This window comes from Pseudomonas sp. IT-196MI5 (genome assembly GCF_949767415.1).
Taxonomy (GTDB): Bacteria; Pseudomonadota; Gammaproteobacteria; order Pseudomonadales; family Pseudomonadaceae; genus Aquipseudomonas.
The window spans coordinates 127,761-154,378 of sequence record NZ_CATKPZ010000002.1 but is presented as its reverse complement, the minus strand read 5'-3'; the positions used below and the strand labels follow the sequence as shown (position 1 = coordinate 154,378).

Annotated in this window: 26 protein-coding genes; 14 read left to right on the top strand and 12 right to left on the bottom strand. The window is 58.6% G+C overall.

Annotated features, from left to right (window positions below; translation table 11 throughout):
- Window positions 1-15: 15 nt before the first annotated feature.
- Window positions 16-318 carry a DUF1883 domain-containing protein gene (locus tag ACM6IK_RS01580; protein WP_108217427.1) on the bottom strand — a complete coding sequence of 101 codons (303 nt, stop codon included), beginning with the start codon at window positions 316-318 and terminating at the stop codon, window positions 16-18.
- 201 nt (window positions 319-519) lie between these two features.
- Between ACM6IK_RS01580 and ACM6IK_RS01575 the strand changes: the two genes are divergently transcribed.
- Window positions 520-876 carry a hypothetical protein gene (locus ACM6IK_RS01575; protein WP_414872853.1) on the top strand — a complete coding sequence of 119 codons (357 nt, stop codon included), beginning with the start codon at window positions 520-522 and terminating at the stop codon, window positions 874-876.
- A gap of 72 nt (window positions 877-948) precedes the next feature.
- Complete coding sequence (locus tag ACM6IK_RS01570) at window positions 949-1,179, top strand: hypothetical protein (RefSeq protein ID WP_108217429.1); 231 nt, start codon at window positions 949-951, stop codon at window positions 1,177-1,179.
- 11 nt (window positions 1,180-1,190) lie between these two features.
- Here the strand turns inward: ACM6IK_RS01570 and ACM6IK_RS01565 are convergent, their stop codons facing one another.
- Both ACM6IK_RS01565 and ACM6IK_RS01560 read right to left on the bottom strand, forming a co-directional pair.
- On the bottom strand, window positions 1,191-1,472 hold the full coding sequence (locus tag ACM6IK_RS01565; protein WP_414872852.1) for a hypothetical protein: 282 nt from the start codon (window positions 1,470-1,472) through the stop codon (window positions 1,191-1,193).
- Between the two features lie 136 nt (window positions 1,473-1,608).
- On the bottom strand, window positions 1,609-1,797 hold the full coding sequence (locus ACM6IK_RS01560; RefSeq protein WP_414872851.1) for a hypothetical protein: 189 nt from the start codon (window positions 1,795-1,797) through the stop codon (window positions 1,609-1,611).
- A 272-nt stretch (window positions 1,798-2,069) separates the two neighbouring features.
- Between ACM6IK_RS01560 and galU the strand changes: the two genes are divergently transcribed.
- The 3 genes from galU (at window position 2,070) to gorA (ending at window position 6,229) form a co-directional block, all read left to right on the top strand.
- Window positions 2,070-2,909, top strand: coding sequence for a UTP--glucose-1-phosphate uridylyltransferase GalU (gene galU / locus ACM6IK_RS01555; RefSeq protein WP_093220174.1), 840 nt, complete (start codon window positions 2,070-2,072; stop codon window positions 2,907-2,909).
- A gap of 339 nt (window positions 2,910-3,248) precedes the next feature.
- Window positions 3,249-4,763, top strand: a complete 1,515-nt coding sequence (locus ACM6IK_RS01550) for an MFS transporter (RefSeq protein WP_414872850.1) — start codon at window positions 3,249-3,251, stop codon at window positions 4,761-4,763.
- A gap of 107 nt (window positions 4,764-4,870) precedes the next feature.
- Window positions 4,871-6,229, top strand: coding sequence for a glutathione-disulfide reductase (gene gorA / locus ACM6IK_RS01545; protein ID WP_414872849.1), 1,359 nt, complete (start codon window positions 4,871-4,873; stop codon window positions 6,227-6,229).
- Here gorA and ACM6IK_RS01540 read toward each other — a convergent pair.
- Entirely contained in the window at window positions 6,226-7,236 is a 1,011-nt protein-coding gene (locus ACM6IK_RS01540) for a DNA-binding protein (protein ID WP_414872848.1), read from the bottom strand. The genes gorA and ACM6IK_RS01540 overlap by 4 nt on opposite strands.
- 291 nt (window positions 7,237-7,527) lie before the next feature.
- Here ACM6IK_RS01540 and ACM6IK_RS01535 point away from each other — a divergent pair, with 291 nt between their 5' ends.
- The 3 genes from ACM6IK_RS01535 (at window position 7,528) to ahpF (ending at window position 10,871) form a co-directional block, all read left to right on the top strand.
- Window positions 7,528-8,460 carry a site-specific integrase gene (locus tag ACM6IK_RS01535; protein ID WP_414872847.1) on the top strand — a complete coding sequence of 311 codons (933 nt, stop codon included), beginning with the start codon at window positions 7,528-7,530 and terminating at the stop codon, window positions 8,458-8,460.
- 145 nt (window positions 8,461-8,605) lie between these two features.
- Window positions 8,606-9,169 carry an alkyl hydroperoxide reductase subunit C gene (gene ahpC, locus ACM6IK_RS01530; protein ID WP_007975937.1) on the top strand — a complete coding sequence of 188 codons (564 nt, stop codon included), beginning with the start codon at window positions 8,606-8,608 and terminating at the stop codon, window positions 9,167-9,169.
- Between the two features lie 139 nt (window positions 9,170-9,308).
- Window positions 9,309-10,871, top strand: coding sequence for an alkyl hydroperoxide reductase subunit F (gene ahpF / locus ACM6IK_RS01525; RefSeq protein ID WP_414872846.1), 1,563 nt, complete (start codon window positions 9,309-9,311; stop codon window positions 10,869-10,871).
- 160 nt (window positions 10,872-11,031) lie between these two features.
- Here ahpF and gloA read toward each other — a convergent pair whose 3' ends face one another.
- Window positions 11,032-11,553 carry a lactoylglutathione lyase gene (gene gloA / locus ACM6IK_RS01520; protein WP_414872845.1) on the bottom strand — a complete coding sequence of 174 codons (522 nt, stop codon included), beginning with the start codon at window positions 11,551-11,553 and terminating at the stop codon, window positions 11,032-11,034.
- A 144-nt stretch (window positions 11,554-11,697) separates the two neighbouring features.
- Here gloA and ACM6IK_RS01515 point away from each other — a divergent pair, with 144 nt between their 5' ends.
- Window positions 11,698-12,216, top strand: coding sequence for a DUF4946 domain-containing protein (locus tag ACM6IK_RS01515; protein WP_414872844.1), 519 nt, complete (start codon window positions 11,698-11,700; stop codon window positions 12,214-12,216).
- A 163-nt stretch (window positions 12,217-12,379) separates the two neighbouring features.
- Here the strand turns inward: ACM6IK_RS01515 and ACM6IK_RS01510 are convergent, their stop codons facing one another.
- From ACM6IK_RS01510 to ACM6IK_RS01500, 3 genes are all read right to left on the bottom strand, one after another.
- On the bottom strand, window positions 12,380-12,745 hold the full coding sequence (locus ACM6IK_RS01510) for a histone-like nucleoid-structuring protein, MvaT/MvaU family (protein WP_008051761.1): 366 nt from the start codon (window positions 12,743-12,745) through the stop codon (window positions 12,380-12,382).
- 233 nt (window positions 12,746-12,978) lie between these two features.
- Entirely contained in the window at window positions 12,979-14,511 is a 1,533-nt protein-coding gene (locus ACM6IK_RS01505) for an EAL domain-containing protein (RefSeq protein ID WP_414872843.1), read from the bottom strand.
- Between the two features lie 112 nt (window positions 14,512-14,623).
- Entirely contained in the window at window positions 14,624-15,496 is an 873-nt protein-coding gene (locus ACM6IK_RS01500; RefSeq protein WP_414872842.1) for a LysR substrate-binding domain-containing protein, read from the bottom strand.
- A 77-nt stretch (window positions 15,497-15,573) separates the two neighbouring features.
- Between ACM6IK_RS01500 and ACM6IK_RS01495 the strand changes: the two genes are divergently transcribed.
- Together ACM6IK_RS01495 and hppD are read left to right on the top strand one after the other, a co-directional pair.
- Window positions 15,574-16,530: a DMT family transporter gene (locus ACM6IK_RS01495; RefSeq protein ID WP_414872841.1), complete on the top strand. Its 957-nt coding sequence runs from the start codon at window positions 15,574-15,576 to the stop codon at window positions 16,528-16,530.
- 251 nt (window positions 16,531-16,781) lie between these two features.
- Window positions 16,782-17,858, top strand: a complete 1,077-nt coding sequence (hppD, locus tag ACM6IK_RS01490) for a 4-hydroxyphenylpyruvate dioxygenase (protein ID WP_414872840.1) — start codon at window positions 16,782-16,784, stop codon at window positions 17,856-17,858.
- A 78-nt stretch (window positions 17,859-17,936) separates the two neighbouring features.
- On the opposite strand, the gene rarD is transcribed toward hppD, so the two are convergent.
- From rarD to ACM6IK_RS01475, 3 genes are all read right to left on the bottom strand, one after another.
- A complete protein-coding gene (gene rarD / locus ACM6IK_RS01485; RefSeq protein ID WP_414872839.1) occupies window positions 17,937-18,818 on the bottom strand; it encodes an EamA family transporter RarD in 882 nt (293 codons plus the stop codon).
- A gap of 199 nt (window positions 18,819-19,017) precedes the next feature.
- A complete protein-coding gene (locus ACM6IK_RS01480; protein WP_414872838.1) occupies window positions 19,018-20,031 on the bottom strand; it encodes an aldo/keto reductase in 1,014 nt (337 codons plus the stop codon).
- Window positions 20,032-20,237: 206 nt separating this feature from the next.
- Window positions 20,238-21,548 (bottom strand): MFS transporter, encoded by a 1,311-nt coding sequence (locus ACM6IK_RS01475; protein WP_414872837.1) that lies wholly within the window; start codon window positions 21,546-21,548, stop codon window positions 20,238-20,240.
- A gap of 170 nt (window positions 21,549-21,718) precedes the next feature.
- Between ACM6IK_RS01475 and ACM6IK_RS01470 the strand changes: the two genes are divergently transcribed.
- The 3 genes from ACM6IK_RS01470 (at window position 21,719) to ACM6IK_RS01460 (ending at window position 25,500) form a co-directional block, all read left to right on the top strand.
- The gene (locus tag ACM6IK_RS01470; protein ID WP_414872836.1) at window positions 21,719-22,846 is read left to right on the top strand and encodes a sugar diacid recognition domain-containing protein; all 1,128 of its coding nucleotides are present in this window, start codon (window positions 21,719-21,721) and stop codon (window positions 22,844-22,846) included.
- A 205-nt stretch (window positions 22,847-23,051) separates the two neighbouring features.
- A complete protein-coding gene (locus ACM6IK_RS01465) occupies window positions 23,052-24,194 on the top strand; it encodes a glycerate kinase (protein ID WP_414872835.1) in 1,143 nt (380 codons plus the stop codon).
- Between the two features lie 118 nt (window positions 24,195-24,312).
- The gene (locus ACM6IK_RS01460) at window positions 24,313-25,500 is read left to right on the top strand and encodes a pyridoxal phosphate-dependent aminotransferase (protein ID WP_414872834.1); all 1,188 of its coding nucleotides are present in this window, start codon (window positions 24,313-24,315) and stop codon (window positions 25,498-25,500) included.
- A 130-nt stretch (window positions 25,501-25,630) separates the two neighbouring features.
- On the opposite strand, the gene ACM6IK_RS01455 is transcribed toward ACM6IK_RS01460, so the two are convergent.
- Window positions 25,631-26,608 carry a 2-hydroxyacid dehydrogenase gene (locus ACM6IK_RS01455; RefSeq protein WP_414872833.1) on the bottom strand — a complete coding sequence of 326 codons (978 nt, stop codon included), beginning with the start codon at window positions 26,606-26,608 and terminating at the stop codon, window positions 25,631-25,633.
- Between the last annotated feature and the right edge of the window lie 10 nt (window positions 26,609-26,618).

Below are 26,618 nucleotides of genomic sequence, written 5' to 3'. Positions count from 1 at the left end.
TTTCGGGTTCGCTGATCAGCTCAGTTTCGTGCTGGAACGGCGAATGATTTTGATCGAGTGGGTCAGGGTGGGTTTGCGCGTCACGCTGATAGCGCGGCGGTTGACGGTGTCGATCGTGATGTTCCAGAAGCCGGTGCTCGGGGCCGTGATGCGGGCCGGGAACGTGTCGAATGCGCCGCCGTGATAGGTGTGACGGCCGCCATTCTTGAAGCTGCGGAAGTTGGCGTCGTTCATCAAGCGGATGTTGCACATTTGGGAGCATTGAATGACGACGATGTCGTCTTCGTTGAGGTGCTCGCGCTGATGGATATATTTCATGAGGCGCCTCCAGAAGGGCTTTTTCTACAAAATCAAAACGATAGCATGGGCGATTGGCGCAGTTTATCAGCCAGAAGGCCTTATTATCCGGCCACTTTGACAATTAAAAACGCTAATTTCACGTTTGATGAGCGATAAAGCAGTTTGTCTCGGAGAAAAAACGCATCTGCGCTGTCCGACCCTCTTTATCGGAGGTTTTGTATGAAGTGGGGTTTTTTGGTTCTTACGCTGGCGGTATTGGTGAGTGGTTGTGCGAATGTCTCGGAAATCAACGAGTCGCTGCCGACCATGAACGTGATTTCTGGCAAGAAGCCCCATGAATATGCGCAATGCCTGAGCGAAAAACTGGCCGACAGTCGTGGCGCCTTGCAAATCGAGCCGCACAAGGATGGGTTGCGTGTCATCGTGCCACTCAAGTATTCCTCGGGCCCGTCTGCCGTATTCGACATTGAAGAGCGCTCGGGTGGCAGCAGCATCAAGCTGCACGAGAGCATGTCCAATGTCCCGGTGCGTCCAATGGACGTACAGAATGCTGCCAACGCGTGCATTTCCGGCTGATAGACTGTCGACCATCAGCACCGATGCCGCCAAAGCCATGCTTTGGCGGCATCGCCATTTCTGGAGTCGAACATGAAGCGAGAGCAGGTCCGGGAGCGCCATGCAGAGGGTTTAATCTCTGCCACCCATGTGATTCAGAATCCGGCGGAGCTGGGGGAATGGATCGTGTTTTTCAAGAAAAGCGCCGGGCGCAGCTATTTCCTGGTGGATGACAATGATGAAGTCGAGTCTTTCAGTCGCCTTGATGATCTGATCGATACCCTGCGCGGGCTTGGCATCAAATTCGCTGAAATTCATCTGTAGGGCGCGGCGCCTTACCTGCAGATCACTACGACATTGCGGCTCTTGTAGTTGCCGATATCGGCGCCGAGGGTCTTGTCGCTCTCCTCGAGCGAGGGCGTGCCATCGGTTCCGACAATCTTGTAGCCGGTGCCGGCACAGGACGCATCGGCCTTTTCGTAGCACGCAGCCCAGGAATTGATTTCCCCTGAGCAATCAATCGACAGGCCTTTTTCTCCGTTGCCCAGGTAGGTTTCTTTCGACGTTGCGCAGCCGCTCAGGGCCAGTATTGCAATCAGGGGCAAAAATTTCTTCATGGAGTGGTCGTCGTCAGGGGGGGGCTAACGCTGAGACAGCGTCATACGCAAAAGGTTATAGCCAAGGGCCACGACTTTCGCATGCGCCCACAAAAAAGCCCTGCGCAATGGCAGGGCTTTTCACCTTGGACGTCGATCAGTTCTTGTCCTTGCCGCGTCGCTTGGGCTCCGGGTGCTCAAGCTCCAGTACCGAGGCCACTTCGATTGCCAGGGCTTCGGAAGGGAAAGGTCCGGCGATATTTTCACCGGTGACACTGGCAACCCACCATTGACCGTCTTTCACCTGATTGATCAGGAACCCGTTGACGCTTTTTGCTTCCGACATCTATTTGCCTCGTTGTCTGGTTCAATCGCGCCATGATACCGCCAAACGCACTCAACGGGTGTCGATGGGCGTATGGTGGTTCGTTCCGGGCGGTTGAATGCCGTGCAATTGCGCAAGTCTGTGCTATGCATAAGGGCTTGCGCAGGGAACTATCGGCAAGATTATTTCTCTATGTTGGCATCGGTTGGCCAGCGCGGGGGCATTGTAAGGTGCACGCCGCCTGATTAGACTGCGCCGAAACTCGTACACGCACAGCCCTTACAAGGACTTATATGATCAAGAAATGCTTGTTCCCAGCAGCCGGCTACGGCACTCGCTTCCTGCCAGCGACTAAAGCCATGCCCAAAGAAATGCTGCCGGTGGTGAACAAGCCACTGATCCAGTACGGCGTTGAAGAAGCACTGGACGCTGGCTTGAACGAAATCTCCATCGTCACCGGTCGCGGCAAACGCGCCCTGGAAGACCACTTCGACATCAGCTACGAGCTGGAAAACCAGATCAAAGGCACCGACAAGGAAAAATACCTGGTCGGCATCCGCCGCCTGTTGGATGAGTGCTCGTTCTCCTACACTCGCCAGACTGAAATGAAAGGTTTGGGCCATGCGATCCTGACCGGTCGGCCGCTGATCGGTGACGAGCCGTTCGCCGTGGTACTGGCGGACGACCTGTGCGTTAACCTGGAAGGTGACGGCGTACTGAAGCAGATGGTCAAGCTGTACAAGCAGTATCGCTGCACCATCGTCGCGATCATGGAAGTCGACCCGCAAGAAACCAGCAAGTACGGTGTGATTGCCGGCGACCTGATTGGTGACGACCTGTACCGCGTACGCAACATGGTCGAGAAGCCAAAGCCGGAAGATGCCCCGTCGAACCTGGCGATCATCGGTCGTTACATCATGACGCCGGACATCTTCAGTCTGATCGAACAAACCGACCCAGGCAAAGGTGGCGAGATCCAGATCACTGACGCCCTGATGAAACAGGCGCAGGATGGTTGCGTGATTGCCTACAAGTTCAAGGGCAAGCGTTTCGACTGCGGTGGCGCCGAAGGCTACATCGACGCAACCAACTTCTGCTTCGAGAACTTCTACAAGACGGGCAAGGCGTACTGATAGCGCTTGAGCTGCTTGTATTGAATTCACCTTCTCAGGTTGTGTAACAACAAACAGATGAAGGCCCAGGCAAACGCCCCGACTTGTTCGGGGCGTTTGCTTTTGTGCGGGCTCAGGTACGCAGGGGAGCGAGAATGTGGGTATCGCCTGACATCCATCGGTAGGCGTTGCGAAAGAAAATTCTGATTTGTTGATTGCCGGCGCAAACGATGATTGTTGCGGCTAAAAACCTCTGTATTAAATGGGATATACCAGAGCCGTGTTGCTTGGCGTGACTAATGTCACGTCAAGGACGCGCTTAAAGTCGCTGGGGTTTTATGAGGAAATGGAGTTTCGTGAATGGCGATAACAGGAAGCGTGACTCTAAAACGGTGGTTGGCTCTAAGCGTCCTGATGCTACCTGTACTTCTGGTAACAATTGACAACACGGTGCTTGGATTCGCATTACCAAAAATTGCCGAGGCCCTGCGTCCAAGCGCTAGCCAGCAGTTGTGGATGATCGATGCTTATTCGCTGGTATTGGCGGGGTTGCTGGTGTCGATGGGTAGTCTGGGAGATCGAGTCGGTCATCGTAAGTTGTTGTTGGCCGGGTCCTTGGGTTTTGCGATTGTGTCGGTGCTAACCGCGTACTCCGATACCGCCGCGCAACTGATTGCCGGGCGAGCCTGTATGGGTATTTTCGGTGCAATGCTGATGCCTTCGACATTGGCGTTGATACGTTCGGTGTTCGAAGATCGAGAGGAGCGCAGGTTGGCAGTCGCGATCTGGGCAACGACATTGACGGTAGGTTCGGCACTCGGTCCATTGGTGGGCGGTGTATTACTGGAATTCTTCAGTTGGGGGTCGATTTTTCTGTTGGCGGTGCCCGTGTTGGTGCCACTGCTGGTGTTGGGGCCTCTGTTGTTGCCCGAATCCGAGCGAGATGCTTCAGGACCGCTGGATCCGATTAGCATCTTGCAATCGATGCTTGCCCTTGGTGCCATCGTTTATGGCATTAAACACAGCGCCAGTAATGGTATCGACTGGATGACGCTGTCAGCGTTTGCAGTAGGCGCAGTTGCGGGCGGGATGTTTGTGCGTCGACAGTTACGTCTGCCAGTGCCGCTGATGGACCTGAGTCTGTTCCGCAGTGGCACCTTTAGCGGCTCTGTCGCGATCAATTTGATGAGTCTCGCGTTTCTCGTCGGCTTCGTATTCTTTACCACTCAGTTCCTGCAGATCGTTCTTCAGATGTCGCCCTTGAGTGCTAGCCTCGCGTTGATTCCTGGTCAGGTCATGGCGATTGTAGTGGGGATGGCGGTCATGCCTGTCGCACGGCGATTACAGGTGCATGTGCTGATACCGATTTTGATGGCGTTTGCTGGAGCGGCGTTTTTGCTGGTCGCCAGCATGGGCGGTAGCCTGACCGTTCTAGTGGTGGCTTTTGCCTTGCTGAACATTGGCGTGGGCGCGATCGCGACGGTGTCCAATGATGTGATTTTATCAGCCGCACCACCGGCAAAGGCGGGCGCCGCGTCGGCCATTAGCGAAACGGCCTATGAAGTGGGCGTAGTTTTGGGGACGACAGTGCTCGGCGGAGTCGTCACCGCCTACTATCGCGGTGCATTGCAGCTTCCGGGATTCCTGAGCGAAGTGCAGATGAAGCTGGCGAGTGAGACGCTGTCAGGCGCCTATCATGTGGCGGCAGGCTTGTCGGGTGATCAAGCAAGGGAATTGATGGCGCAGGCGGGAAGGGCATTCGAAGGTGGAATCGGTTTGGTTTCGTGGGTGACGTTCGGCTTGGCCCTCATGGCGATTTTGATTGCTTGGCGCACTCTGCGGACACCGAAAACGCAATCTGCAGAGGGGCATTGATCGAAAACGAAGATTGGGCCGCGCATCGCACGGCTCGAGCATTTCAGCACAATGCTTGCTCAGCGGCCGTCCGCAGGTATGCTGTTGGCCTGCCGAGGAGATTGAAAATGGCCTACGATTTTGACCTTTATGTGATTGGTGCCGGTTCCGGCGGTGTACGGGCTGCACGCTTTGCCGCCGGGTTCGGCGCGAAAGTCGCCGTGGCCGAGAGTCGCTACCTGGGCGGGACCTGTGTGAACGTCGGCTGCGTGCCGAAAAAATTGCTGGTCTACGGTGCGCACTTTGCCGAAGACTTCGAGCAGGCATCCGGTTTTGGCTGGAGCCTGGATGAGGCGCAGTTCGACTGGCCGACATTGATCGCCAACAAGGACCGCGAGATCAATCGCCTCAATGGCATTTATCGCAACCTGCTGGTCAATAGCGGCGTGACCTTGCATGAAGGTCACGCGAAGATCGTCAATCCGCATCAGGTCGAGATCAATGGCGAGCGCTTTACCGCCAAAAATATCCTGATCGCTACCGGCGGCTGGCCGCAGATTCCGGAGATCCCGGGGCACGAGCATGCCATCAGTTCCAACCAGGCGTTCTTCCTCAAAGAGCTGCCCAAGCGAGTGCTGGTGGTGGGCGGCGGCTATATTGCGGTCGAGTTTGCCGGGATCTTCCACGGTTTGGGTGCGCAGACCACGCTGTTGTATCGCGGTGAACTGTTCCTGCGCGGTTTCGACGGTTCCGTGCGCAAGCATTTGCAGGAAGAGTTGACCAAGCGCGGCATGGACCTGCAATTCAACGCGGACATCGAGCGCATCGACAAGCAGGTCGACGGCAGCCTGAAAGTCACGCTCAAGGATGGTCGCCAACTGGAAGCCGATTGCGTGTTCTATGCCACGGGTCGTCGTCCGATGCTGGACAATCTCGGGCTGGAAAACACGGGGGTCAAACTCGACAGGAAAGGCTTCGTCGAGGTCGATGAGCTTTACCAGACAGCCGAACCATCGATCCTGGCGCTGGGCGATGTGATCGGCCGTGTTCAACTGACTCCGGTGGCGCTGGCTGAAGGCATGGCGGTGGCGCGACGCCTGTTCAAGCCCGAGCAGTATCGTCCGGTGGATTACAAGATGATCCCGACGGCGGTGTTCAGTCTGCCAAACATCGGCACTGTCGGTCTGACCGAAGAAGAGGCCCGCGCAGCCGGCCATGAGGTGGAGGTCTTCGAAAGCCGCTTCCGGCCGATGAAGCTGACCCTGACCGAATGCCAGGAGCGCACGCTGATGAAGCTGGTGGTGGACACCAGGACCGACAAGGTCCTGGGTTGCCACATGGTCGGCCCGGACGCCGGTGAAATCGTCCAGGGCTTGGCGATTGCCTTGAAGGCCGGCGCCACCAAGCGCCACTTCGACGAAACCATCGGCGTGCACCCGACGGCCGCCGAAGAGTTCGTCACCATGCGTACGCCGCTCGCCGGTTAATCGTCCTTCGCTGTGTCTGCCGCTGCCGCAAGGGTCGCGGCCAGACGTACGCGTTCTTCCAGATCCGTCCGGGTTTTGGCCAGATCCATTTCCAGTGACTTGTTGAGCTGCGACTGCTCATCGAAGTTCTGTTTGAGTGCCTGGCTTTCCAGCAGGGCAACACGCAGGCGTTCCTGGAGGAGGGTGCGTTCGGCGTCGACGCGAGTGGCCTGTTCCAGCAACTGATCCTGACGGCTATTGCTTTGCTTGAGCTGTTCTTGCAGCAGGCTCAGCTCGCGCAGCGTGCCGCGGTTTTCAGTCAGCAAGCGTTCATTGTCGCGGTGCAACTGGGTGATTTCATCCTGGCGTACCAGTGCGCTTTGTTGTGCCTGGCGCAGTTCCATCTGTAGTTGTTGCACCTGGCCTTCGTGGCGACTCATTTCCTGTTCGCGCTGTTCCTTGACCGCATTGCGGTAGTGCTCCAGTGCGTCGCGAGTGTGCAGGTGTTTTTCTTCAAGGGAGCGGATCTGCTCGTCCTTGTCCTTCAAGCGCAATTCGAAATCGGCCAGCGCCTGGTTCAGCCCGGCGTTGCGGGTTTGCTCCGATTGCAGCATGGCGCGGGTTTCATGCAGAGCCTCGGATTCCTGAGTCAGCGCCAGGCTCTGAAATTCGTATTGCTGGTGCAGTTCGCTGTTGGCCTCTTGCGCTTGGCCGAGCTGGTGTTCCAGCGTCTTGCGTTGTTCTTCGTACTGCGTGCGCGCCTGATCGATAGGTTCTTGCGCCTGCTCCTTGAGCCGTTGTGCGAGTCGCGCCACCAGCGCCATCAGTTCGTCGTCGATCGGTTCGGACGGCGCTTCGACAGGTTCAAACCTGTCATCGAGCTCCTTGAGATAGCGATGGATCGTGGTTTTTGAGCCGGTATTGCCCATCTCGATGCGTACGGCATCGATGCTGGGGTTTTCGCCGCGGGCGAGGATCGCCAACCGAGCGGCTTGAACCACCGCTTTATTTACACCGCCGCGTGCCATGAGATCTCCCGGGTTTTGATGATGTGGTACGTACCACGTAAATACACATTGTACCATTCAATTGATAAAGTTAAATACTGAATACTATTAACACGGGATATACTGGTATTACCCCGTGTGAGTGAAATTTTGAGGTATTCCTCGCGCTAATTCCGTACACAAACCCTGTAGGAGCGAGCTTGCTCGCGAAAAACTTCAGAGCACTGCGTGCATACAGGCATCCAGCGTGATCGTTAACGATCATCGCGAGCGAGCTCGCTCCTACAGTCGGTCAAAACAGGTTCATTTCCTATGAGCGATCTGGATCGCTATCTGCAGGCTGCGACACGCGACAACACCCGTCGCAGCTATCGCGCGGCCATCGAACACTTTGAGGTGACATGGGGCGGTTTTCTGCCGGCCACCGGCGACAGTGTGGCGCGCTATCTGGTGGCCCATGCCGGTGTGTTGTCGATCAATACGCTGAAACTGCGTTTGTCGGCATTGGCGCAGTGGCACAACAGCCAGGGTTTTGCCGATCCCACCAAGGCGCCGGTGGTACGCAAAGTGTTCAAGGGCATTCGCGCGCTGCACCCGGCCCAGGAAAAACAAGCCGAACCCTTGCAGCTTCGGCATCTGGAACAGGTGGTCAGTTGTCTGGAGCTAGAAGTGCAAACCGCGAGGGCCGAAGGCGATCGACCGGGTTTGCTGCGGGCCAGGCGCGACATGGCGTTGATTCTGCTGGGCTTCTGGCGCGGCTTTCGCAGTGACGAGTTGTGCCGGCTTCAGGTTGAACACGTTCAGGCGAGCGCCGGTTCCGGTATCAGCCTCTATTTGCCGCGCAGCAAGAGCGATCGCGACAACCTCGGCAAGACCTATCAAACGCCGGCCTTGCAGCGTTTGTGTCCGGTGCAGGCTTATATCGACTGGATTACCGAGGCGGCACTGGTGCGTGGACCGGTGTTCCGGGGCATCGACCGCTGGGGGCATTTGGGCGAGGAGGGATTGCACGCCAACAGCGTCATTCCGTTATTGCGCCAAGCGTTGGCGCGGGCGGGTATCGCCGGCGAGCATTACACCAGCCACTCCTTGCGCCGCGGCTTTGCGACCTGGGCGCATCAGAGCGGCTGGGATTTGAAGTCGCTGATGAGCTATGTGGGCTGGAAGGACATGAAGTCGGCCATGCGTTACATCGAAGCCAGTCCGTTCCTCGGCATGGCGCGCATCGCGGAAAGACCGGTGTGATCCTAGAGATCGTTTTCTTCTATTAATACAGTCGGCTAATAGCGAATGCCAATCAGCGGCATGAGGTTTGCCAATGAGCCTTCCGTTCGTCGAGTGAGTAAAGTTCTCTCCATCAACTTCTTAACCCCCTGACGGAGAGTCAACGATGCCTATCATCAACAGCCAAGTTAAACCGTTCAAAGCTGACGCATTCAAAAATGGCGACTTCGTAAAAGTCTCGGACGCTGACCTGAAAGGCAAGTGGTCTGTAGTGTTCTTCTACCCGGCAGACTTCACCTTCGTCTGCCCGACCGAGCTGGAAGACCTGGCTGACAACTACGACGCGTTCCAGAAGCTGGGCGTCGAGATCTACAGCGTTTCCACCGATACCCACTTTGCCCACGCTGCCTGGCACAACACTTCGCCAGCCATCGGCAAAATCCAGTACACCATGATCGGCGACCCGACCCATGCCATCTCCCGCAACTTCGACGTGCTGATCGAAGAGGCAGGCCTGGCTGACCGTGGCACCTTCGTGATCAACCCGGAAGGCCAGATCAAGATCGTTGAGCTGAACGACGGCGGTGTAGGTCGTGACGCTTCCGAGCTGCTGCGCAAGATCAAGGCGGCCCAGTACGTCGCTGCTCACCCTGGCCAGGTTTGCCCAGCCAAGTGGAAAGAAGGCGAGGCCACTCTGGCGCCGTCCCTGGACCTGGTCGGCAAGATCTAAGTCTGTGATCGCTTCATCAGGGCGGAACTCCGCACCTACCCAGTAAGCTGCACCGCCCAATAAAAACGCCCGGGCGAAATTCGCTCGGGCGTTTTTTTATGCCTGCTTTATATGAAACAGCAAAAAGGAAATCGCCCGTATGTTGGACGCCAATCTTAAAGCCCAGTTGAAATCGTACCTGGAACGGGTCACTCAGCCGATCGAGATCGTTGCATCCCTCGACGACGGTGCGAAATCCCAGGAAATGCTCGAACTGTTGAAAGACGTTGCCAGTCTTTCCACGCAGATTACTTTGCTCGACAACGGCGATGATGCACGCAAACCATCGTTCTCGATCAATTGCCCCGGGGCCGATATCAGCCTGCGTTTCGCCGGCATTCCGATGGGCCATGAGTTCACGTCCTTGGTACTGGCTTTGCTGCAAGTTGGCGGCCACCCGTCCAAAGCCAGTGCCGAAGTGATCGAACAGATCCGCTCGCTCAAAGGTGAATTCAGCTTCGAGACTTACTTCTCGCTGTCGTGCCAGAACTGCCCGGACGTGGTCCAGGCGCTGAACCTGATGGCAGTACTGAACCCGAACATTCGCCACGTCGCGATCGACGGCGCGCTGTTCCAGGCCGAAGTCGATGAGCGCCAGATCATGGCGGTGCCAAGCATCTACCTCAACGGCGTGAACTTCGGCCAAGGCCGCATGGGCCTGGAAGAAATCCTCGCTAAAATCGACACCAGCGGCATCGAACGCCAGGCCGAGAAAATCAGCGCCAAGGATGCCTTTGATGTGCTGGTGGTCGGTGGTGGCCCGGCCGGTGCCTCGGCGGCAATCTACGCGGCCCGTAAAGGCATTCGTACCGGTGTCGCGGCGGAACGTTTTGGTGGGCAGGTGCTGGACACCATGGCCATCGAGAACTTCATCTCGGTGCAGGAAACCGAAGGGCCGAAACTGGCCGTGGCCCTGGAAGAACACGTCAAGCAGTACGACGTGGACATCATGAACCTGCAACGTGCCGACAAATTGGTACCGGGCAAAGTGGGAGAGCTGCACGAAGTCCACTTCGCCAGCGGTGCGAAGTTGAAGGCCAAAACCGTGATTCTGGCGACCGGTGCACGGTGGCGTGAAATGAACGTCCCGGGCGAGCAGGAGTACCGTAACAAAGGCGTGGCGTACTGCCCGCACTGCGATGGCCCGTTGTTCAAGGGCAAGCGCGTGGCAGTGATTGGCGGCGGCAACTCCGGCGTCGAAGCGGCCATCGACCTGGCCGGTATCGTGTCCCATGTCACGCTGCTGGAGTTCGATGTGCAGTTGCGTGCCGATGCGGTGTTGCAGCGCAAGTTGCACAGCCTGCCGAACGTCACCGTGATCACCAGTGCTCAAACCACTGAAGTCACCGGCGACGGCCAGAAGGTCAGCGGCCTGCGCTATAAGGATCGTCAGAGCGACGAATTGCGCAGTGTGGAATTGGAAGGAATCTTTGTGCAGATCGGTCTGCTGCCCAACACTGATTGGCTCAAAGGCACCATTGAGTTGTCACCCCGTGGCGAGATCATCGTCGACGCTCGTGGTGAAACGTCGGTGCCGGGTGTGTTCGCCGCCGGCGACGTGACCACCGTGCCATACAAGCAAATCGTGATCGCAGTGGGCGAGGGCGCCAAGGCTTCCCTGAGTGCCTTCGATCACTTGATCCGCACTTCTGCCCCGGCATGAACCCCGACGCTGAAAACAAAAAACCCCATGATTGATCATGGGGTTTTTTTGTCTTGCACGTTACTTGTAGGAGCGAGCTTGCTCGCGATGAACCTGAGAACACCGCGGGGCACCTGCCAACCAGCGTTATCGTTGACGACCATCGCGAGCAAGCTCGCTCCTACAGTGGAGCCGGCTGAATGATCTCGACCCAGTAGGCGTCCGGGTCCTTGATGAATGCCAGGCTCTTCATGCGACCATCGCTCAAGCGTTTCTGGAAATCGCAGCCCAGTGCTTCAAAGCGCTCGCACGCGGCGACGATGTCCGGTACCGAGATGCAGATGTGGCCGAAACCGCGGGGGTCGGTGTTGCCATTATGGTAGGCGAAATCCGGGTCGTTCTCGGTGCCATGGTTGTGGGTCAGCTCCAGAATGCCGGGGATCGATTTCATCCACTCGGTGCGCGTGGCAGCATCGGCCGGGATCTGGTTCTTGTCGACCAGCGCCAGGAAATACAGGCTGAACTCGGCTTCCGGGAAGTCGCGTTTTTCCACCAGCGTAAAACCCAGAATGCGTGTGTAGAAATCCAGGGACTTGGTGATGTCCTTGACCCGCAGCATGGTGTGGTTGAAGACAAACTTCTGCGTGGCGGCGTCCGGCTGGGCGGTGACGCCGGGGAAAGTGTTCAATTCGTGCAGGCTCATGGGCCCTCCGGGAAATATGTGGGCAAACGAATGGCGTCAATGATACGCAAGGGCTCGGACATCACCAAACCCGAACAGTCGGCTATTGCCTGACGGCCGGCCTGGGCCCAGACTTTACGGCTTGATCCGTGAGTGCCCAGTGCAATGATTAGATTCCATAAACTGCTGTTCATTCTGTTAAGCGTGCTTTCGGTGGCTGGCGCTGCGCGTGCCGATGCGCCAGTAGTGACCTGGCCGGAAGGTTGGCAGGTCGAAGTCGTGCCTGAATCGGCGTCGGGGGTGAGTCGCCAGCGGGCGGTCAAAAATGATCAGAATGGATCGCCGCTCATGGTGATGGAACTGACCATGAGCCCGGTGCAAAGCGATCACCAGGTAAATCTCGAAGGCGTATTGCTGGAGATGCGCAAGTCAGTTCAAAAAGACTTCTTTCAGGGCGGGTATCAAAGTGTCTGCACGCGAATTCATGCGACTACGTTGAGTCGACTGGCCGCACTGGAAACAACCTGTACCGTCACGCAAAACGGCAGGCATGTGCTTTCTCAAACATTGGTGGCCGCGGTGGATGTCGATAAGGCCTATGTTCTTTCCTACGCCGGGCAGGCCGAGGCTTATAAGGCGAGCCAGGATGAAATAGACGCTGCCCGTAACAGCTTGAAACTTTAGTAAGCGACAGTGCTTTTTCGATGCATGAAGAAAATTTTAGATATCCAAATGGATTAAGCACAAAGTTGTTGGCAGTCAGGTAGTTGTCTGGCATCTGCCCCGGGCATTTAGATAGCTCATGAAAAAGCCCTGCATAAGCAGGGCTTTCTTGTCGCCGCGAGAATTAGCCGCGCAGCCAGGAATCAACGGTGGCTGCACCGTACTGTTCTTTCCAGGCTTTCAGGCCGCGGTGGTTGCCGCCCTTGGTTTCAATCAGCTCGCCGGTGTGCGGGTTCTGATAAACCTTGACCACGCGGGCGCGGCGGGTTTTAGGTGCTGCTGCCTGCAGCAGGCCGGATTTTGCCGGGTTGGGATCGAGAATGGCGATGATGTCGCGCAGGCTCTTGCCATAGGTTTTCATCAAGCCCTGGAGCTTCTCTTCGAATTCGATTTCTTTCTTGAGCCCGGCATCGTTCTTCAGGGATTCCAACTGCTTGAGCTGTTCTTGAAGGGCCTTTTCGGCTGCACGAAATTCAGCGAGTCTGGACAATATCTTTACTCCAATAGTGTGTTTGGCTGATACCAACCGCAAACAAAGCTATAAGCCAAGAGCCTTGTAGCGACTCGGTGATAGTGGCTCACCTGTCAATTTAGCGCAGGCATGTAAAATTGTAGTAGTTAATTGGCCAAGAGTAAATCCTGTCTTTTTTTTCATGTAGCGGCAGTAGTGTTTTGATTCAAATTGGTGCGTGTCATCGTTGTTTTGTCGGTTAAATTCGTGAGTTAACGGTTGCTTAATGCACTAATGAATTCCGCGCCGGGCAAGGGTTTGCCGAAAAGATAACCTTGCAGGAAGTTGACCTGATGAGCGCTCAGGTAATCACTCTGTTCACGGGTTTCGACACCTTCGGCCACCAGGGCAAGGTCGAGCTTGACCGCCAGTTCGATGATGCTGTCGAGGATGTGGCTGGAGAGCGTGTCGATGCCGATCATGGCGACAAAACTCTGGTCGATTTTCAGGAAGTCCACATTGAACTGCCGCAGGTAGCCAAGGCTTGAGTGACCCGTGCCGAAGTCGTCGATGGCGATTTTCACGCCCAGTTCGCGAAGTTGCTCGAACAGTTGCAGGGTGATGGCCGTGGGCTCGATCAGTTCACGTTCGGTCAGTTCCAGCACCAGATGGATCGAGCCCGGCTCAAACGCATCGAGAAACTCGCGACAGTCTTTGACCAGCTCCAGGTCCTGACAATGGCTGGCGGTGATATTGATGCCAATGTGAAACGGTTTGTTGAATCCGGCGGATTGCGGGGCGAGCAGGGCGGCGGTTTGTCGCATCAGCGAGCGGGTCATTGGTACGATCAGCCCGCAGTGTTCGGCAAACGGGATGAACAGGTCCGGACGCACCAGACCTTCCTTCGGATGTTTCCAGCGCATCAGCACTTCCGCGCCGGACCAGTTTTTGCTGTCGCCATGCACCACTGGCTGAAAATACGGAATGAATTCTTGAGCTTCCAGTGCCCGTTGCATTTCCTGGGTGGGTGCCGATGAGCGTTTTTGCAGGAAGTGACCGATTGACCCGGCAATCACACCGAAGAAAATCAGCAAACTGAACAATGGTGGGTATTCGTTTCGCATGTATCGCCAGGTTTCGCCTTCGGGAAAGCCGGCTTCCACGGCAAACGCATAGTGCCGGGAGGCCAATCGACTTTGCGCAACGGGCAGGTCAGGCGCTGCGCCCCTGTGAACCTTGCCGTCGGCGGCTATCCAGTCCGGGCCTACTTGCAGCAGGAGCAAGGTCTTGCGGCCGATCAAGCGCAGAATATGACTCAAGTGATGACCATAGAGGGTCGTCAGTGCACCTTTTTTTCCTTCGCTCAGGCGGTATACCAGCAAGGCGGTGTCGGGCGTTACCGGATTGCCGTTCATGAGCTGTAAGGCGCCCTGGGAGTAGTCACCGGGGTTGACCTTTTCCTGGTAGTCGCCGAACAGAGAGCTGCAATAGAGGTTGTTGTTCCACACCAGATTGGTTGAACTCACGAATGGGCGGCGAGTGACCTGCTCGCGCAGGGCCAGACTGACGTCAGCGCAACTTTGGCCCGCCAGTGGCAGCAGTTCACGAGCGGCCTGGGCAGAGTTGTCGAGCATCAAGTCGAACTGGCGAACCGCTTCTTCCGCGGTTTGTTCGGCGTTGTGTTTGAGCGCACGCCCTGCTTGCATGTACAGAATGGCGGCCCCCAGCAGCACCGGGAGCAATCCACTGATCAGGGTGACAGCCATGCTTGTGCTGCGACTGCGGGTTTTGGCTTTCAGCGGCATTCGCGAATCCTGTCACGAAGAAGTAAGGCTCTCAAACACTGGCAGGGCAAAACGCCTCCCATGAAGAGTTCGGGTACGGGTCATGATAGTTGGCGCTTGGCGGTTATGCCGCTCAACGCAAGTCAAGGCTTTCGGCCAGTTTGATAAAAGCCAGCGTCGCGGGTGATGCCTGGCGTCGATCGAGCACCGCCAGGCCGACCTGGCGCAACACTGCCGGCGACAGCGGTTTTTTCACACAGCGGCCGTCAATTCGATTGGGCAATGAACCTTCGGCTACTACCGTCACCCCGTCGCCACGAGCGACGACATCCAGAGTACTCATCAACTGTGAGCAGCGATAACGGATGTTGGGCGTCAGTCGGGCCGCCGTGAACAGGCGTGAAACCAGCTCCGAAGAACCGGCCTCGGTCAGCACAAACGGGAAATCGCACAGGTCCTTCAGGTTCAGCCTGTCATGAACCGCCAGCGGGTGGTCGGTGGGCAGCAGCGCGACCATCTGGTCTTCGATCAACGCGACCGTGTCGAAACGCTCCTCGGGCAACACCACAAAGCCGATGTCGATCCGTCGTTCCTCCAGCCATTGGAGCACTTGGCGGTCGGGGCCTTCGTCGATATGCACCTCGATGCCAGGATGGGCAGCGCGGAACTGCTGCAGAATCAACGGCAGCAATTTGATCGATGAGGTCGGGCCGAAGGAGCCGATGCGTAGCGTGCCGCGTTTCATGCCCCTCGCATCGGCCGCTTCCTGGCGCAGGGTGTTGGCCAGGCCGAGCATCGCTCGGGCGCGCAGTAATAACTGCTGGCCAATGTCGCTTAACTCGACCCGGGATTGATGGCGGCGCAACAGCTCGACACCCAACTCCAGTTCCAGGGACTTCAAGGCATGGGACACCGCCGATTGGGAAATACCCAGGCGATTGGCTGCTGCCGTGAAGCCTTGGAGTTCGGCCACGAGGGAGAAAATCTCCAGTTGAGTGAGGGTCATGAGTGTTTGCTCATTTTACGATGACTGGGTATTAACCCAATGATACGTCATCTCTCCAACATCCGGTCCTGCAATCCATGACGATCTGTGCGCAAAGCCTGGCAAAACCCTCGGATCTGCCGGTGTATCTGAAACTGGCGGCGGTCACCATGGTGTGGGGTGGCACCTTCGTCGCCGGGCGCTATCTGGCCGGCGGCCTAAGCCCGTTATTGGCGGCCAGCCTGCGGTTTCTGCTGGCCAGCGTGGCGTTGCTGCTGTTTATACGCATGGCACGGACGCCGCTGGTCCGGCCCAGCCCACGGCAATGGCTGCAATTGTTGTTGCTTGGCTTTTTCGGGATCTTTTTCTACAACTTGTGCTTCTTTTACGGCCTGCATTACATCAATGCCTCACGGGCGTCCTTGATCGTGGCGCTGAATCCGGCGGTGATCGGCCTCGCTTCCTGGCTGCTGTTCAAGGAGCGTTTGACCCGGGCCAAGGTCGTCGGCATTGCGATCGGCATGGCAGGCGCGAGCATGGTGATCGTCAGTCGCGACCCGCAACTACTGGCCGGCGGTGTCGGTGCGGGTGCGGGGGCCTGGCTCGGCGACTTGCTGATTTTTGGTTGCGTCCTCGGTTGGAGTGTCTACTCGCTGTTCTCCAGGGAACTGAATCACAGCCTGGGGCCGGTGCAAACCGTGACCTGGTCGATCCTGTTGGGCACCGTCATGCTCTGGATTACCTGCATCGTGCGCGGTGAGGTGAGTGTCGCCGCGATCGCTCAACTCGGTGCGCAGCAATGGATGAGTCTTTTGTACCTGGGCGTGCTGGGGTCGGCGCTGGCTTACATTGCCTACTACGACGGCATCCGCAAAATCGGCGCGACCCGTTCCGGGGTGTTCATTGCCTTGAACCCGCTGACGGCGGTGATCCTTGGCGCGCTGCTGCTGGATGAGCCGCTGACGCTGGCCATGTGCCTGGGAGGCGGGCTGATTCTGGCGGGGATTTTCCTGTGCAATAAACCCCTTGCACGAGCAGGGAGAAAGGGGATTTGATACAGAAGGCGGACAAATTGATTTACGCTGTGTAGAATTGGTTTACGCATACAATAATAATCGTCTTCTGGCAGCAGAAGCCTCGCCCGCAAGAGCCTTGGGTCGACAATGAAGATATTCGGGTTTCAACTGATCTACGGTGACTTTCTCGCCCGCAGCGTGCGGGGCATCTCCTGTGCGCCACCCACCGGTCTCAGCATTGCTTACAACTAACCTTTTGTTAATTGATAAAGAATGATGAGGCGCCGACCATGGCAGATTTATACGAAAACCCAATGGGCCTGATGGGCTTTGAATTCATCGAGCTCGCATCGCCGACCCCGAACACCCTGGAGCCGATCTTCGAGATCATGGGCTTCACCAAGGTGGCGACCCACCGTTCCAAGGACGTGCACCTGTATCGCCAGGGCGCGATCAACCTGATCCTCAACAACGAACCTCACAGCGTGGCCTCGTACTTTGCGGCCGAGCACGGCCCGTCGGTGTGCGGCATGGCGTTCCGCGTCAAGGATTCGCAAAAGGCCTACAAGCGCGCCCTGGAACTCGGTGCCCAGCCGATCCACATCGAAACCGGCCCGATGGAGCTGAACCTTCCGGCGATCAAAGGCATCGGTGGTGCGCCGCTGTACCTGATCGACCGTTTCGGCGAGGGCAGCTCGATCTATGACATCGACTTCGTGTTCATCGAAGGCGTTGACCGCCATCCGGTCGGTGCCGGCCTGAAGATCATCGATCACCTGACCCACAACGTGTATCGCGGTCGCATGGCCTACTGGGCCAACTTCTACGAGAAGCTGTTCAACTTCCGCGAGATCCGTTACTTCGACATCAAGGGCGAGTACACCGGCCTGACCTCCAAGGCCATGACCGCGCCGGACGGCATGATCCGCATCCCGCTGAACGAGGAGTCTTCCAAGGGCGCCGGGCAGATCGAAGAGTTCCTGATGCAGTTCAACGGCGAGGGCATCCAGCACGTTGCGTTCCTGTCCGATGACCTGATCAAGACCTGGGACCACCTGAAAAGCATCGGCATGCGCTTCATGACCGCGCCGCCGGAGACCTACTACGAGATGCTCGAAGGCCGTTTGCCGAACCATGGCGAGCCGGTTAACGAATTGCAAGCGCGGGGCATTTTGCTGGACGGTTCGTCCGAGTCGGGCGACAAGCGTCTGCTGCTGCAGATCTTCTCGGAAACCCTGATGGGGCCGGTGTTCTTCGAATTCATCCAGCGCAAGGGCGACGACGGTTTCGGCGAAGGTAACTTCAAGGCACTGTTCGAATCCATCGAGCGTGACCAGGTGCGTCGTGGTGTTCTCTCCACTGACTAAACCGTTACACCGATAAAAACTGTGGGAGCGAGCAAGCTCGCTCCCACAGTTTGTTTCCTACATTTGTTTTGTGTGTGCTTAAGGCCTGCGCTGCCGCACCAGATGCTTGAACCCTTCGAACATCAGCACCAGCACGGCCATCCAGATCGGGATGTAGGTCAGCCATTCGCCGGACTTGATGCTTTCTCCCAGCAGCAATGCCACTCCCAGCAGCAACACCGGTTCGACGTAGCTCAACAAGCCGAACAGGCTGAACGGCAGCAGGCGACTGGCAATGATGTAGACCACCAGCGCCGACGCACTGATCACGCCGAGCAGCGGGATCAGCAGCGACAACCAGGGATGCTGGTCAAACACAGCGAAACCTTGTGCGCCACTCTGGATGAACCAGAACGCCACCGGCAGCGTCAATGCCATGTCCAGCCACAAGCCGCCGAGATTGTCCGCCGCCAGCCGTTTGCGCAGGATGAAGTAGGCCGGATAGCCAATGCAGACCAGCAAGGTCGCCCAGGAAAAACCACCGACCTGATACACCTCGTTGATCACGCCCAGGCAGGCGAACACCACGGCGATTTTTTGCAGATAAGACAGGCGCTCGCCGTAGGCCAGGCGACCGGTCAAGACCATGGTCAGCGGCAGCAGGAAATAGCCCAGTGATACGTCGAGGCTGTAGCCATTGAGCGGCGCCCACATGAACAACCACAGTTGCACGCCGAGCAGGGCAGAGGAGGCGATCAGTGCACCCATCAGTTTCGGGTTGGCAATGGCGCGCCGAACGATCTCCAGCACGCGCTTCCACTCGCCGGACGCCACCATGAACACGGTCATGCACGGCACGGTCAGCAGCATGCGCCAACCGAAGATTTCCACGCCGCTCAACGGGGTGAGCAGCGACGTGTAGTAATACATGACGGCAAACAGCACCGAGGCTGAAACCGATAGAGCGATACCTTTAGACAAGCTGTCCTCGCGTGATTTTGAGTGAGAGTGAAACGGGCGAAGAGGATACGTGGTTTTTCAGACGAATATTGACCGATCAATCAACCCGGCACCTGTAGGAGTGAGCCTGCTCGCGATAGCGATCTTCCAGTCAACATCTCTGTTGAATGTAATACCGCTATCGCGAGCAGGCTCACTCCTACAATGGTTATGTGTTTGTTCAGTTGCTGCGTGGTGTACGCCCCGACACAAAATGACTCACATCATTGAACCCCGGTGTCGATGCATGCCCCGGCGTCACCAGCGAATCGATGAATGCCTCGTCCTCTGCTGTGATCTTCACCGCCTGCGCCTTAGTGTAGGCGTCCCACTGCGCTTCGGTACGCGGCCCGACAATGGCCGAGGTAACGGCGCTGTTGTTCAGCACCCAGGCAATCGCGAACTCGACGATGCCGACGCCGCGGCCCTGGGTGTACTGCTGGATTTGCTGGGCGATATGCAGGGACTCGACGCGCCATTCTGTTTCCAGGATGCGTTTATCCTGGCGTCCGGCACGGCTGTTGGCGTCCGGTTTCACATCAGGCGCGTATTTGCCGCTGAGCACCCCGCGCGCCAGCGGGCTGTAAGGCACCACGCCCAGACCGTAGTTTTGCGCCGCCGTGATCTGCTCGGATTCAGCCTGGCGGTTGACGATGTTGTACAGCGGCTGGCTGATCACCGGCCGGTCAACGCCAAGTTTGTCGGCCACGCGAATGACTTCGGCGATGCGCCAGCCACGGTAGTTCGACAGGCCCCAATAACGGATCTTGCCCTGGCGAATCAGATCGCCGATGGCCGAGATCGTGACTTCCAGCGGCGTGTTGTGGTCTTCGCGGTGCAGGTAATAGATGTCGAGGTAATCGGTGCCCAGGCGCGTCAGGCTGGCATCGATGCCGTTGAACAGGTGTTTGCGGCTCAGGCCGCTGCGGTTGGGGACGCCGTCCACAGGACCGAAGCCGACCTTGGTCGCCAGCACCCATTCATGGCGACGGCTGGCGATGGCCTCGCCGACGATCTCCTCGGAGCGGCCATTGGTGTAGACGTCGGCGGTGTCGATGAAATTGATGCCCTGGTCCCAGGCCTTGTCGATGATCCGCAGGGAATCTTCGGTGCTGGTCTGTTCGCCGAACATCATGGAGCCCAGGGTCAGGGTGGACACCTGCAACCCCGAATGACCCAGCGTGCGATAGCTCATGAGCAAATCCTTTTACCAGTGGGAAAGGCTCAATCAGATACCAGAACCATTGCCGGGAGCAAACGCAAATCTCAAACACACTCGAATCAACTGTAGGAGCGAGCCTGCTCGCGAAGAACTTCAGGACACCACGTTTATCCAGGATAAACGCGTTATCGTTGACGCCCATCGCGAGCAGGCTCGCTCCTACAGTGGTCAGGTGGTGCTTAGGCGCGCAGGGTACGGGTCATGCGCAGCGCCAACAGACTGCCGCAGACAATCACGCCCGCCAGCAGATACAGCGCCGCATCGGTCGAACCGGTGCTGTCCTTGACCCAACCCACCAGGTACGGGCTGAGGAAGCCGGCCATCTGGCCCATTGAGTTGATCAGCGCCAGGCCACCCGCGGCGGCACCCGCACTGAGCAGGGCCGTCGGCACCGGCCAGAACATCGGCAGGCCGGTGAGGGCGCCCATGGTGGCGATGGTCAGGCCGAGAATCGCGATGGCCGGGTTGGCGGCGAAGTTCACCGCAATCAACAGCCCCAGCGCGCCCATCAACATCGGCACCACCAAGTGCCAGCGGCGTTCTTTGCGCAGGTCCGCCGAACGGCCAATCATCAGCATGAAAACGGCGGCCAGCAGGTACGGAATCGCACTGAGCCAGCCGATCACCAGGTTATCGCTGAAGCCCAGGTTCTTGATGATCGACGGCAACCAGAAGTTGATCGCGTACACGCCACTCTGGATGCAGAAGTAGATCAGGCCGAAAGCCCAGATCGCCGGGTTCTTGAACACCGCCAGCAGTGAATCGGACGTGGTTTTCGGTTTGTTCGCCAGATCTTCGGCGTGGTCGGCTTCCAGCACCGAGCGCTCGAACGGGGTCAGCCATTTGGCATTGGCGTAACTGTCGCTGAGCAGGAAATAAGCCAGCGCACCGAGGATCACGGTTGGAATGCCTTGCATCAGGAACATCCACTGCCAGCCGGCGAGACCGCCCTGGCCTGCGCCGAAGTGGTTGAGAATCCAGCCGGAGAACGGGCTGCCGAGCAGACCGGATACCGGGATCGCCGACATGAACAGCGCCATGATGCGGCCACGGCGGAAGGTCGGGAACCACTGCGAGAGATACAGCACCACGCCCGGGAAGAAGCCGGCTTCGGCAGCGCCGGTGAACAGGCGCAAGGTGTAGAACTCGGTCGGGCTGGTGACGAACAGCAGGCAGGTCGACAACGTGCCCCAGGTGATCATCATCAGTGCAATCCAGCGCCGTGGGCCGAATTTGGTCAGGGCCAGGTTGCTTGGCACACCACACAGCACGTAACCGATAAAGAAGATACCGGCACCGAGGCCGTACACGGTTTCGCTGAACTTCAGCGCGTCGAGCATCTGCAGCTTGGCAAATCCAACGTTGACCCGGTCGAGGTAGTTGAACAGGTAGCAGATGAAAATGAAGGGGATCAAACGCAGGGTGATGCGCTTGTAGACGGCGTTTTTGTCGTCAGCGATGGCGTCGGACGCTACGGCGCTCTGTGTCATGGCGGCTCTCTCTTTATTATGATTTTTTGCGATGCAAAGGGTAACGTTGATCGCCCAGAGAGTCTCGACCACCCTCAGGGTGGCTGTCTTTGTGCCTGAGCACAGGGTTTGCAACCAAGGCCTGTGCGGGTGAACAACCCGTTCCATCACCGTCTTCAAGGATCACTTGCATGTTCGAACTCGATCACGACCTGGCCCAGGACATCGTCGACCGGGCGATGGCTATCCTGCCGTACAACGTCAACGTCATGGATAGTCAGGGCCTGATCCTGGGCAGCGGCGAGCCGGAGCGGGTCAATACCCGGCATGAAGGCGCGCAACTGGTCCTGGCCAACGGCCGCGTGGTGGAGATCGATGCGCAGACGGCGATTCATCTAAAGGGTGTGCAGCCGGGCATCAACCTGCCGCTGATGCTGGACCAGCGCCTGATCGGCGTCCTGGGCATCACCGGCGAACCCGAGCAACTGCGCACCTACGCCGAACTGGTGCGCATGACCGCCGAGATGCTGGTGGGCCAGCGTAACCAGCAGGCCGAACAGCAATGGCGGCGCCAGCGCTGCGATGATCTGCTGGCGTTGTTGCTCAGCGAAGCCGGGGATGCTCCGCGACTGGTCGATGAAGCGCAGCAGTTGGGCCTCAAGCCACAAATGACCCGGGTGCCGTACTTGTTCGAACTGGGCCTGGAACACGCTCCAGGGCAAACCGTCGAGGCACTCAGTGCCTGGTTGACCAGCCGTCACCCCGACAGTTGGTGCGTGAGCTCGGCCAAAACTTCATTGCTCTGGTGCCGGCCGGCCAGCCAGTCGGTCGATAACGAGCGCTTGCTGGACAAGCTCGATGGCCTTGGCTGGAACATCCTGCGTATCGCCGTGGGTGGGCAAGCCGACGGGCTGGCGGGATTGCGCCGCTGCTATCGCCGGGTCGGTGACTTGCTGGCCTACGGACGCGAGGTGTTGCCGCGCTCCCGATTGCTGACGCTGAACCGCTATCGGCTGCCGGTGATGCTCTGGCGCCACCGCAACGACGACGCCCTCGACGAATTGCTCAACCCACTACGCAAGGTCATTGCCAAGGACAGCAACGGCCAGTTGCTGGCGACCCTGCGCAGCTGGTGCGAACACGACGGCCAGAGCCAGGCTTGCGCCGATGCACTGGGCATTCATCGCAACAGCCTGCGTTATCGGATGGAGCGCATTGCCGAGCTGAGCGGGGTTGACCCACTCAGACTGGACGGCATGCTCGCGTTGTATCTGGGCGTGCAACTGCTTCCACAAACTGAACAACGCGATTCCATGTAGGAGCTGGCTTGCCAGCGAAGAGGCCAGCGGATTTTGCGTTGACCTTGAGGACGCCTTCGCTGGCAAGCCAGCGCCTACAGAGGTCAGCGTGAATGATCGGGTTTTGTGGAAATGAACAATAATCCTCATCGGCGCTTGTGCAGCGGACCGGCGTTATTGTGCATGGCGGCTGGCAGCATGTGGGCATTGGAACTGGAGAATTCCCATGAAAATCGTGATCGCCCCCGATTCGTTCAAGGACAGCCTCAGCGCTCAAGGCGTGGCCGACGCCATTGCATTGGGATTGGCGCAAGTCTGGCCTGATGCCCAACTGATCAAATGCCCGATGGCCGACGGCGGGGAAGGGACTGTCGAGTCGATTCTTGCCGCCTGCGAAGGCGAACAGCGCCGCACCGTGGTTCGCGGGCCGTTGGGAGCAACGGTGGATGCCGCCTGGGGCTGGTTGCCGCAGAGCCACACCGCGATCATCGAAATGGCCGAGGCCAGCGGTTTGCAGTTGGTCCCGGTGGCGCAACGGGATGCGTGCATCAGCAGCACTTTCGGTACCGGGCAATTGATCCGCGCCGCACTGGATGCCGGTGCGCAACGGGTGATCCTGGCGATTGGCGGCAGTGCGACCAATGACGCCGGCGCCGGTGCCATGCAAGCCTTGGGCGTGAAACTGCTGGACGCCCGGGGGCAGATGCTGTCACCGGGCGGCCTCGCCCTTGCGCAATTGGCCCGCATCGACCTGAGTGACATGGATCCGCGTCTGGCGCGGGTACGCTTTGACATTGCCGCCGACGTCAACAACCCGTTGTGCGGCCCCCACGGCGCCTCGGCGATTTTCGGCCCGCAGAAAGGTGCCTCGCCGGCGCAGGTCGAACAACTGGACCGCGCCTTGGGGCACTTTGCCGACCATTGCGCGACAGCCTTGGGCAAGGACGTTCGGGATGAGCCGGGCAGCGGCGCGGCGGGTGGCCTGGGGTTTGCCGCCAAAGCGTTCCTGGGGGCGCAGTTCAAGGCCGGGGTCGAGGTGGTTGCCGAACTCGTGGGCCTGGCCGAAGCGGTTGCAGGCGCCGATCTGGTGATCACCGGGGAGGGGCGTTTCGATGCGCAAACCCTGCGCGGCAAGACGCCGTTTGGTGTGGCGCGCGTCGCCAGCCGGCAAGGCGTGCCGGTCATCGTCATCGCCGGCACCCTGGGCGACGGTTATCAGGCGCTCTATGAGCACGGCATCGATGCTGCGTTTGCCCTGGCGAGCGGACCGATGACCCTGGAGCAAGCCTGCGCCGAGGCGCCGCGCTTGCTGCGTGAGCGAGCGACCGACATTGCTCGCGTCTGGCGGATGGCCGTTCGCTGCGGCTGAGGGTTTTTCACAAAAGCCCCGATGGCAGTTTTAGTGGTGGAATTGCACGCCATGGTGGCGCGTTTCGTGATTTGAGGTAGGGTTGTGGCTTGGAGCACCCGCGCGACAGGAGACAGACATGCGCTATTCAGCCTTGACCCAGCGAATCGCCGGTGATGGAGCGGCGGCCTGGCAGATTCACGATCGAGCGCTGCAATTGCGCGAACAGGGTGTCGACGTCCTGCTGCTGTCAATTGGCGATCCCGACTTCGATACGCCGCAACCGATTGTCCAGGCGGCTATCGCCAGCCTGTTGGCCGGTGATACTCATTATCCTGAAGTACGCGGCAGTCGGGGGCTGCGCGACAGCATTGCCCGCCGGCAGCGCCAACGCAGCGGTCAGGCGGTGGATGCCGGGCATGTGATCGTCTTTCCAGGCGCGCAGTGCGCGGTGTATTCGGTGGCGCAATGCCTGCTCGATCCGGGCGATGAAGTGATCGTCGCCGAGCCTATGTACGTGACCTATGAAGGTGTGATCGGCGCGTGTGCGGCCACAGTGGTCCCGGTGCCAGTGCGTCCGCAGAACGGGTTTCGCGTCGACCCGGCGGATGTCGCGGCACGGATCACGCCGAAGACTCGCGCCATCCTGCTCAACAGTCCGAACAATCCATCCGGCGCCAGTTTGTCACTGGCGATCTGGCAGGAGCTGGCGGCGCTGTGCATTCGTCACGATTTGTGGCTGATCAGCGACGAGGTCTACAGCGATCTACTGTACGAGGGCGAGCACATCAGCCCCGCGAGCCTGCCTGGCATGGCCGAACGAACGGCGACGATCAACAGCCTGTCCAAATCCCACGCCATGAGCGGTTGGCGGGTGGGCTGGGTGATCGGGCCCAAACCTATGGCCGAGCATCTGGTGAACCTGTCGTTGAGCATGCTGTTCGGCATTCCGGATTTTGTGCAGAACGCCGCGCAATTGGCGTTGGACCGTGACCTGCCGGAAGTGGCCTCGATGCGCGAAGAGTATCGCCAGCGTCGTGACCTGGTGTGTGCAAGTCTGGGCCAATGTCCGGGCCTCAAGCCGATTCGTCCGGATGGCGGAATGTTCGTGATGGTCGATGTACGCCAGACCGGGTTGTCGGCCCAGCACTTCGCCGAACGGCTGCTGGAGGGCCATGGCGTCTCGGTGCTGGCCGGCGAAGCGTTCGGGCCGAGCGCGGCGGGGCATATCCGCATTGGGTTGGTGGTGGATCAGATGAAGCTGGCTGATGCCTGTCGGCGAATTGCATTGTGTGCGACGAATTTGCTGGAGGCGCGGCGGGCCTGAGGTCGTTGTGTTGCATGTGCGGGCCCCATCGTCGGAACGCCGCCCGGAGCAGGCTCGCTCCCACAGGAATACGCATTCCAATGTGGGAGCGAGCCTGCTCGCGAAAGCTATCTATAAAACATCCAATCCCTCAAGCCTTCCACGCTTGAGCGTTCACCAGATTGGCCGGCCGTTCACCCGCCAGCGCCGCCAGCAGGTTGTCCACCGCGCATCTGGCCATGGCCTCCCGTGTTTCATGGGTGGCCGAGCCGATGTGCGGTGTCGCCACCACGTTGTTCAACTGCAACAACGGCGAATCCTGATTCAATGGTTCGCGTTCGAATACATCCAGCCCCGCCGCGCGAATCTGGCCCGTGCGCAAGGCTTCTAACATTGCCATTTCGTCGACCACCTTGCCCCGGGAAATGTTGATGAAGATGCTTTCGGGCCGCATCAGCGCAAACTCCTCTGCACCGATCAGCCCTTCGGTTTCAGCGGTCAGCGGCAACGTCAGGCATATGAAATCCGCCTGTTGCAACAGCTCGGTCAGACTGCGGTACTGCGCATTGAACCGCAGTTCCACCGCCGGTTTTGGCGAATGGCTGTGATAAATCACCGGCATGCCGAAACCGCAGTGCCCGCGCTGGGCCAGCGCCTCGCCAATACGACCCATGCCAATGATGCCCAGGGTTTTACCGTGCACGTCGCTGCCGAAATGCGTGGGGCCGATGTTGCGGGTCCAATTGCCTTCGCGAATCATGTTTGCCAGTTCCACGACGCGCCGGGCCGTTGCCAGGATCAGCGCGAAACCCGTGTCGGCGGTGGTTTCTGTCAATACATCCGGCGTGTTGCTGAGCAGGATGCGCCGCTCGGTCAGGTAGTCGATGTCGTAGTTATCGACGCCCACCGAGACGCTGGCAATGGCTTGGAGGTTGGGCGCCAGATCGAGCAGTTCGGCATCCAGTTTCAGGCTGGCACCCAGCAAGCCGTGGGCGCGGGGCAGGGCATCGCGCAGTTTGCCCAGGCCCTCGGCATCAAGGCTTTCGATCAGCGTCACTTCGGCCTGCTCGTGCAGGCGAGCCATCAACAGCGGCGAGAGTTTCTTGTACAGGACGACCTGCTTTTTCATCTTCGAGATC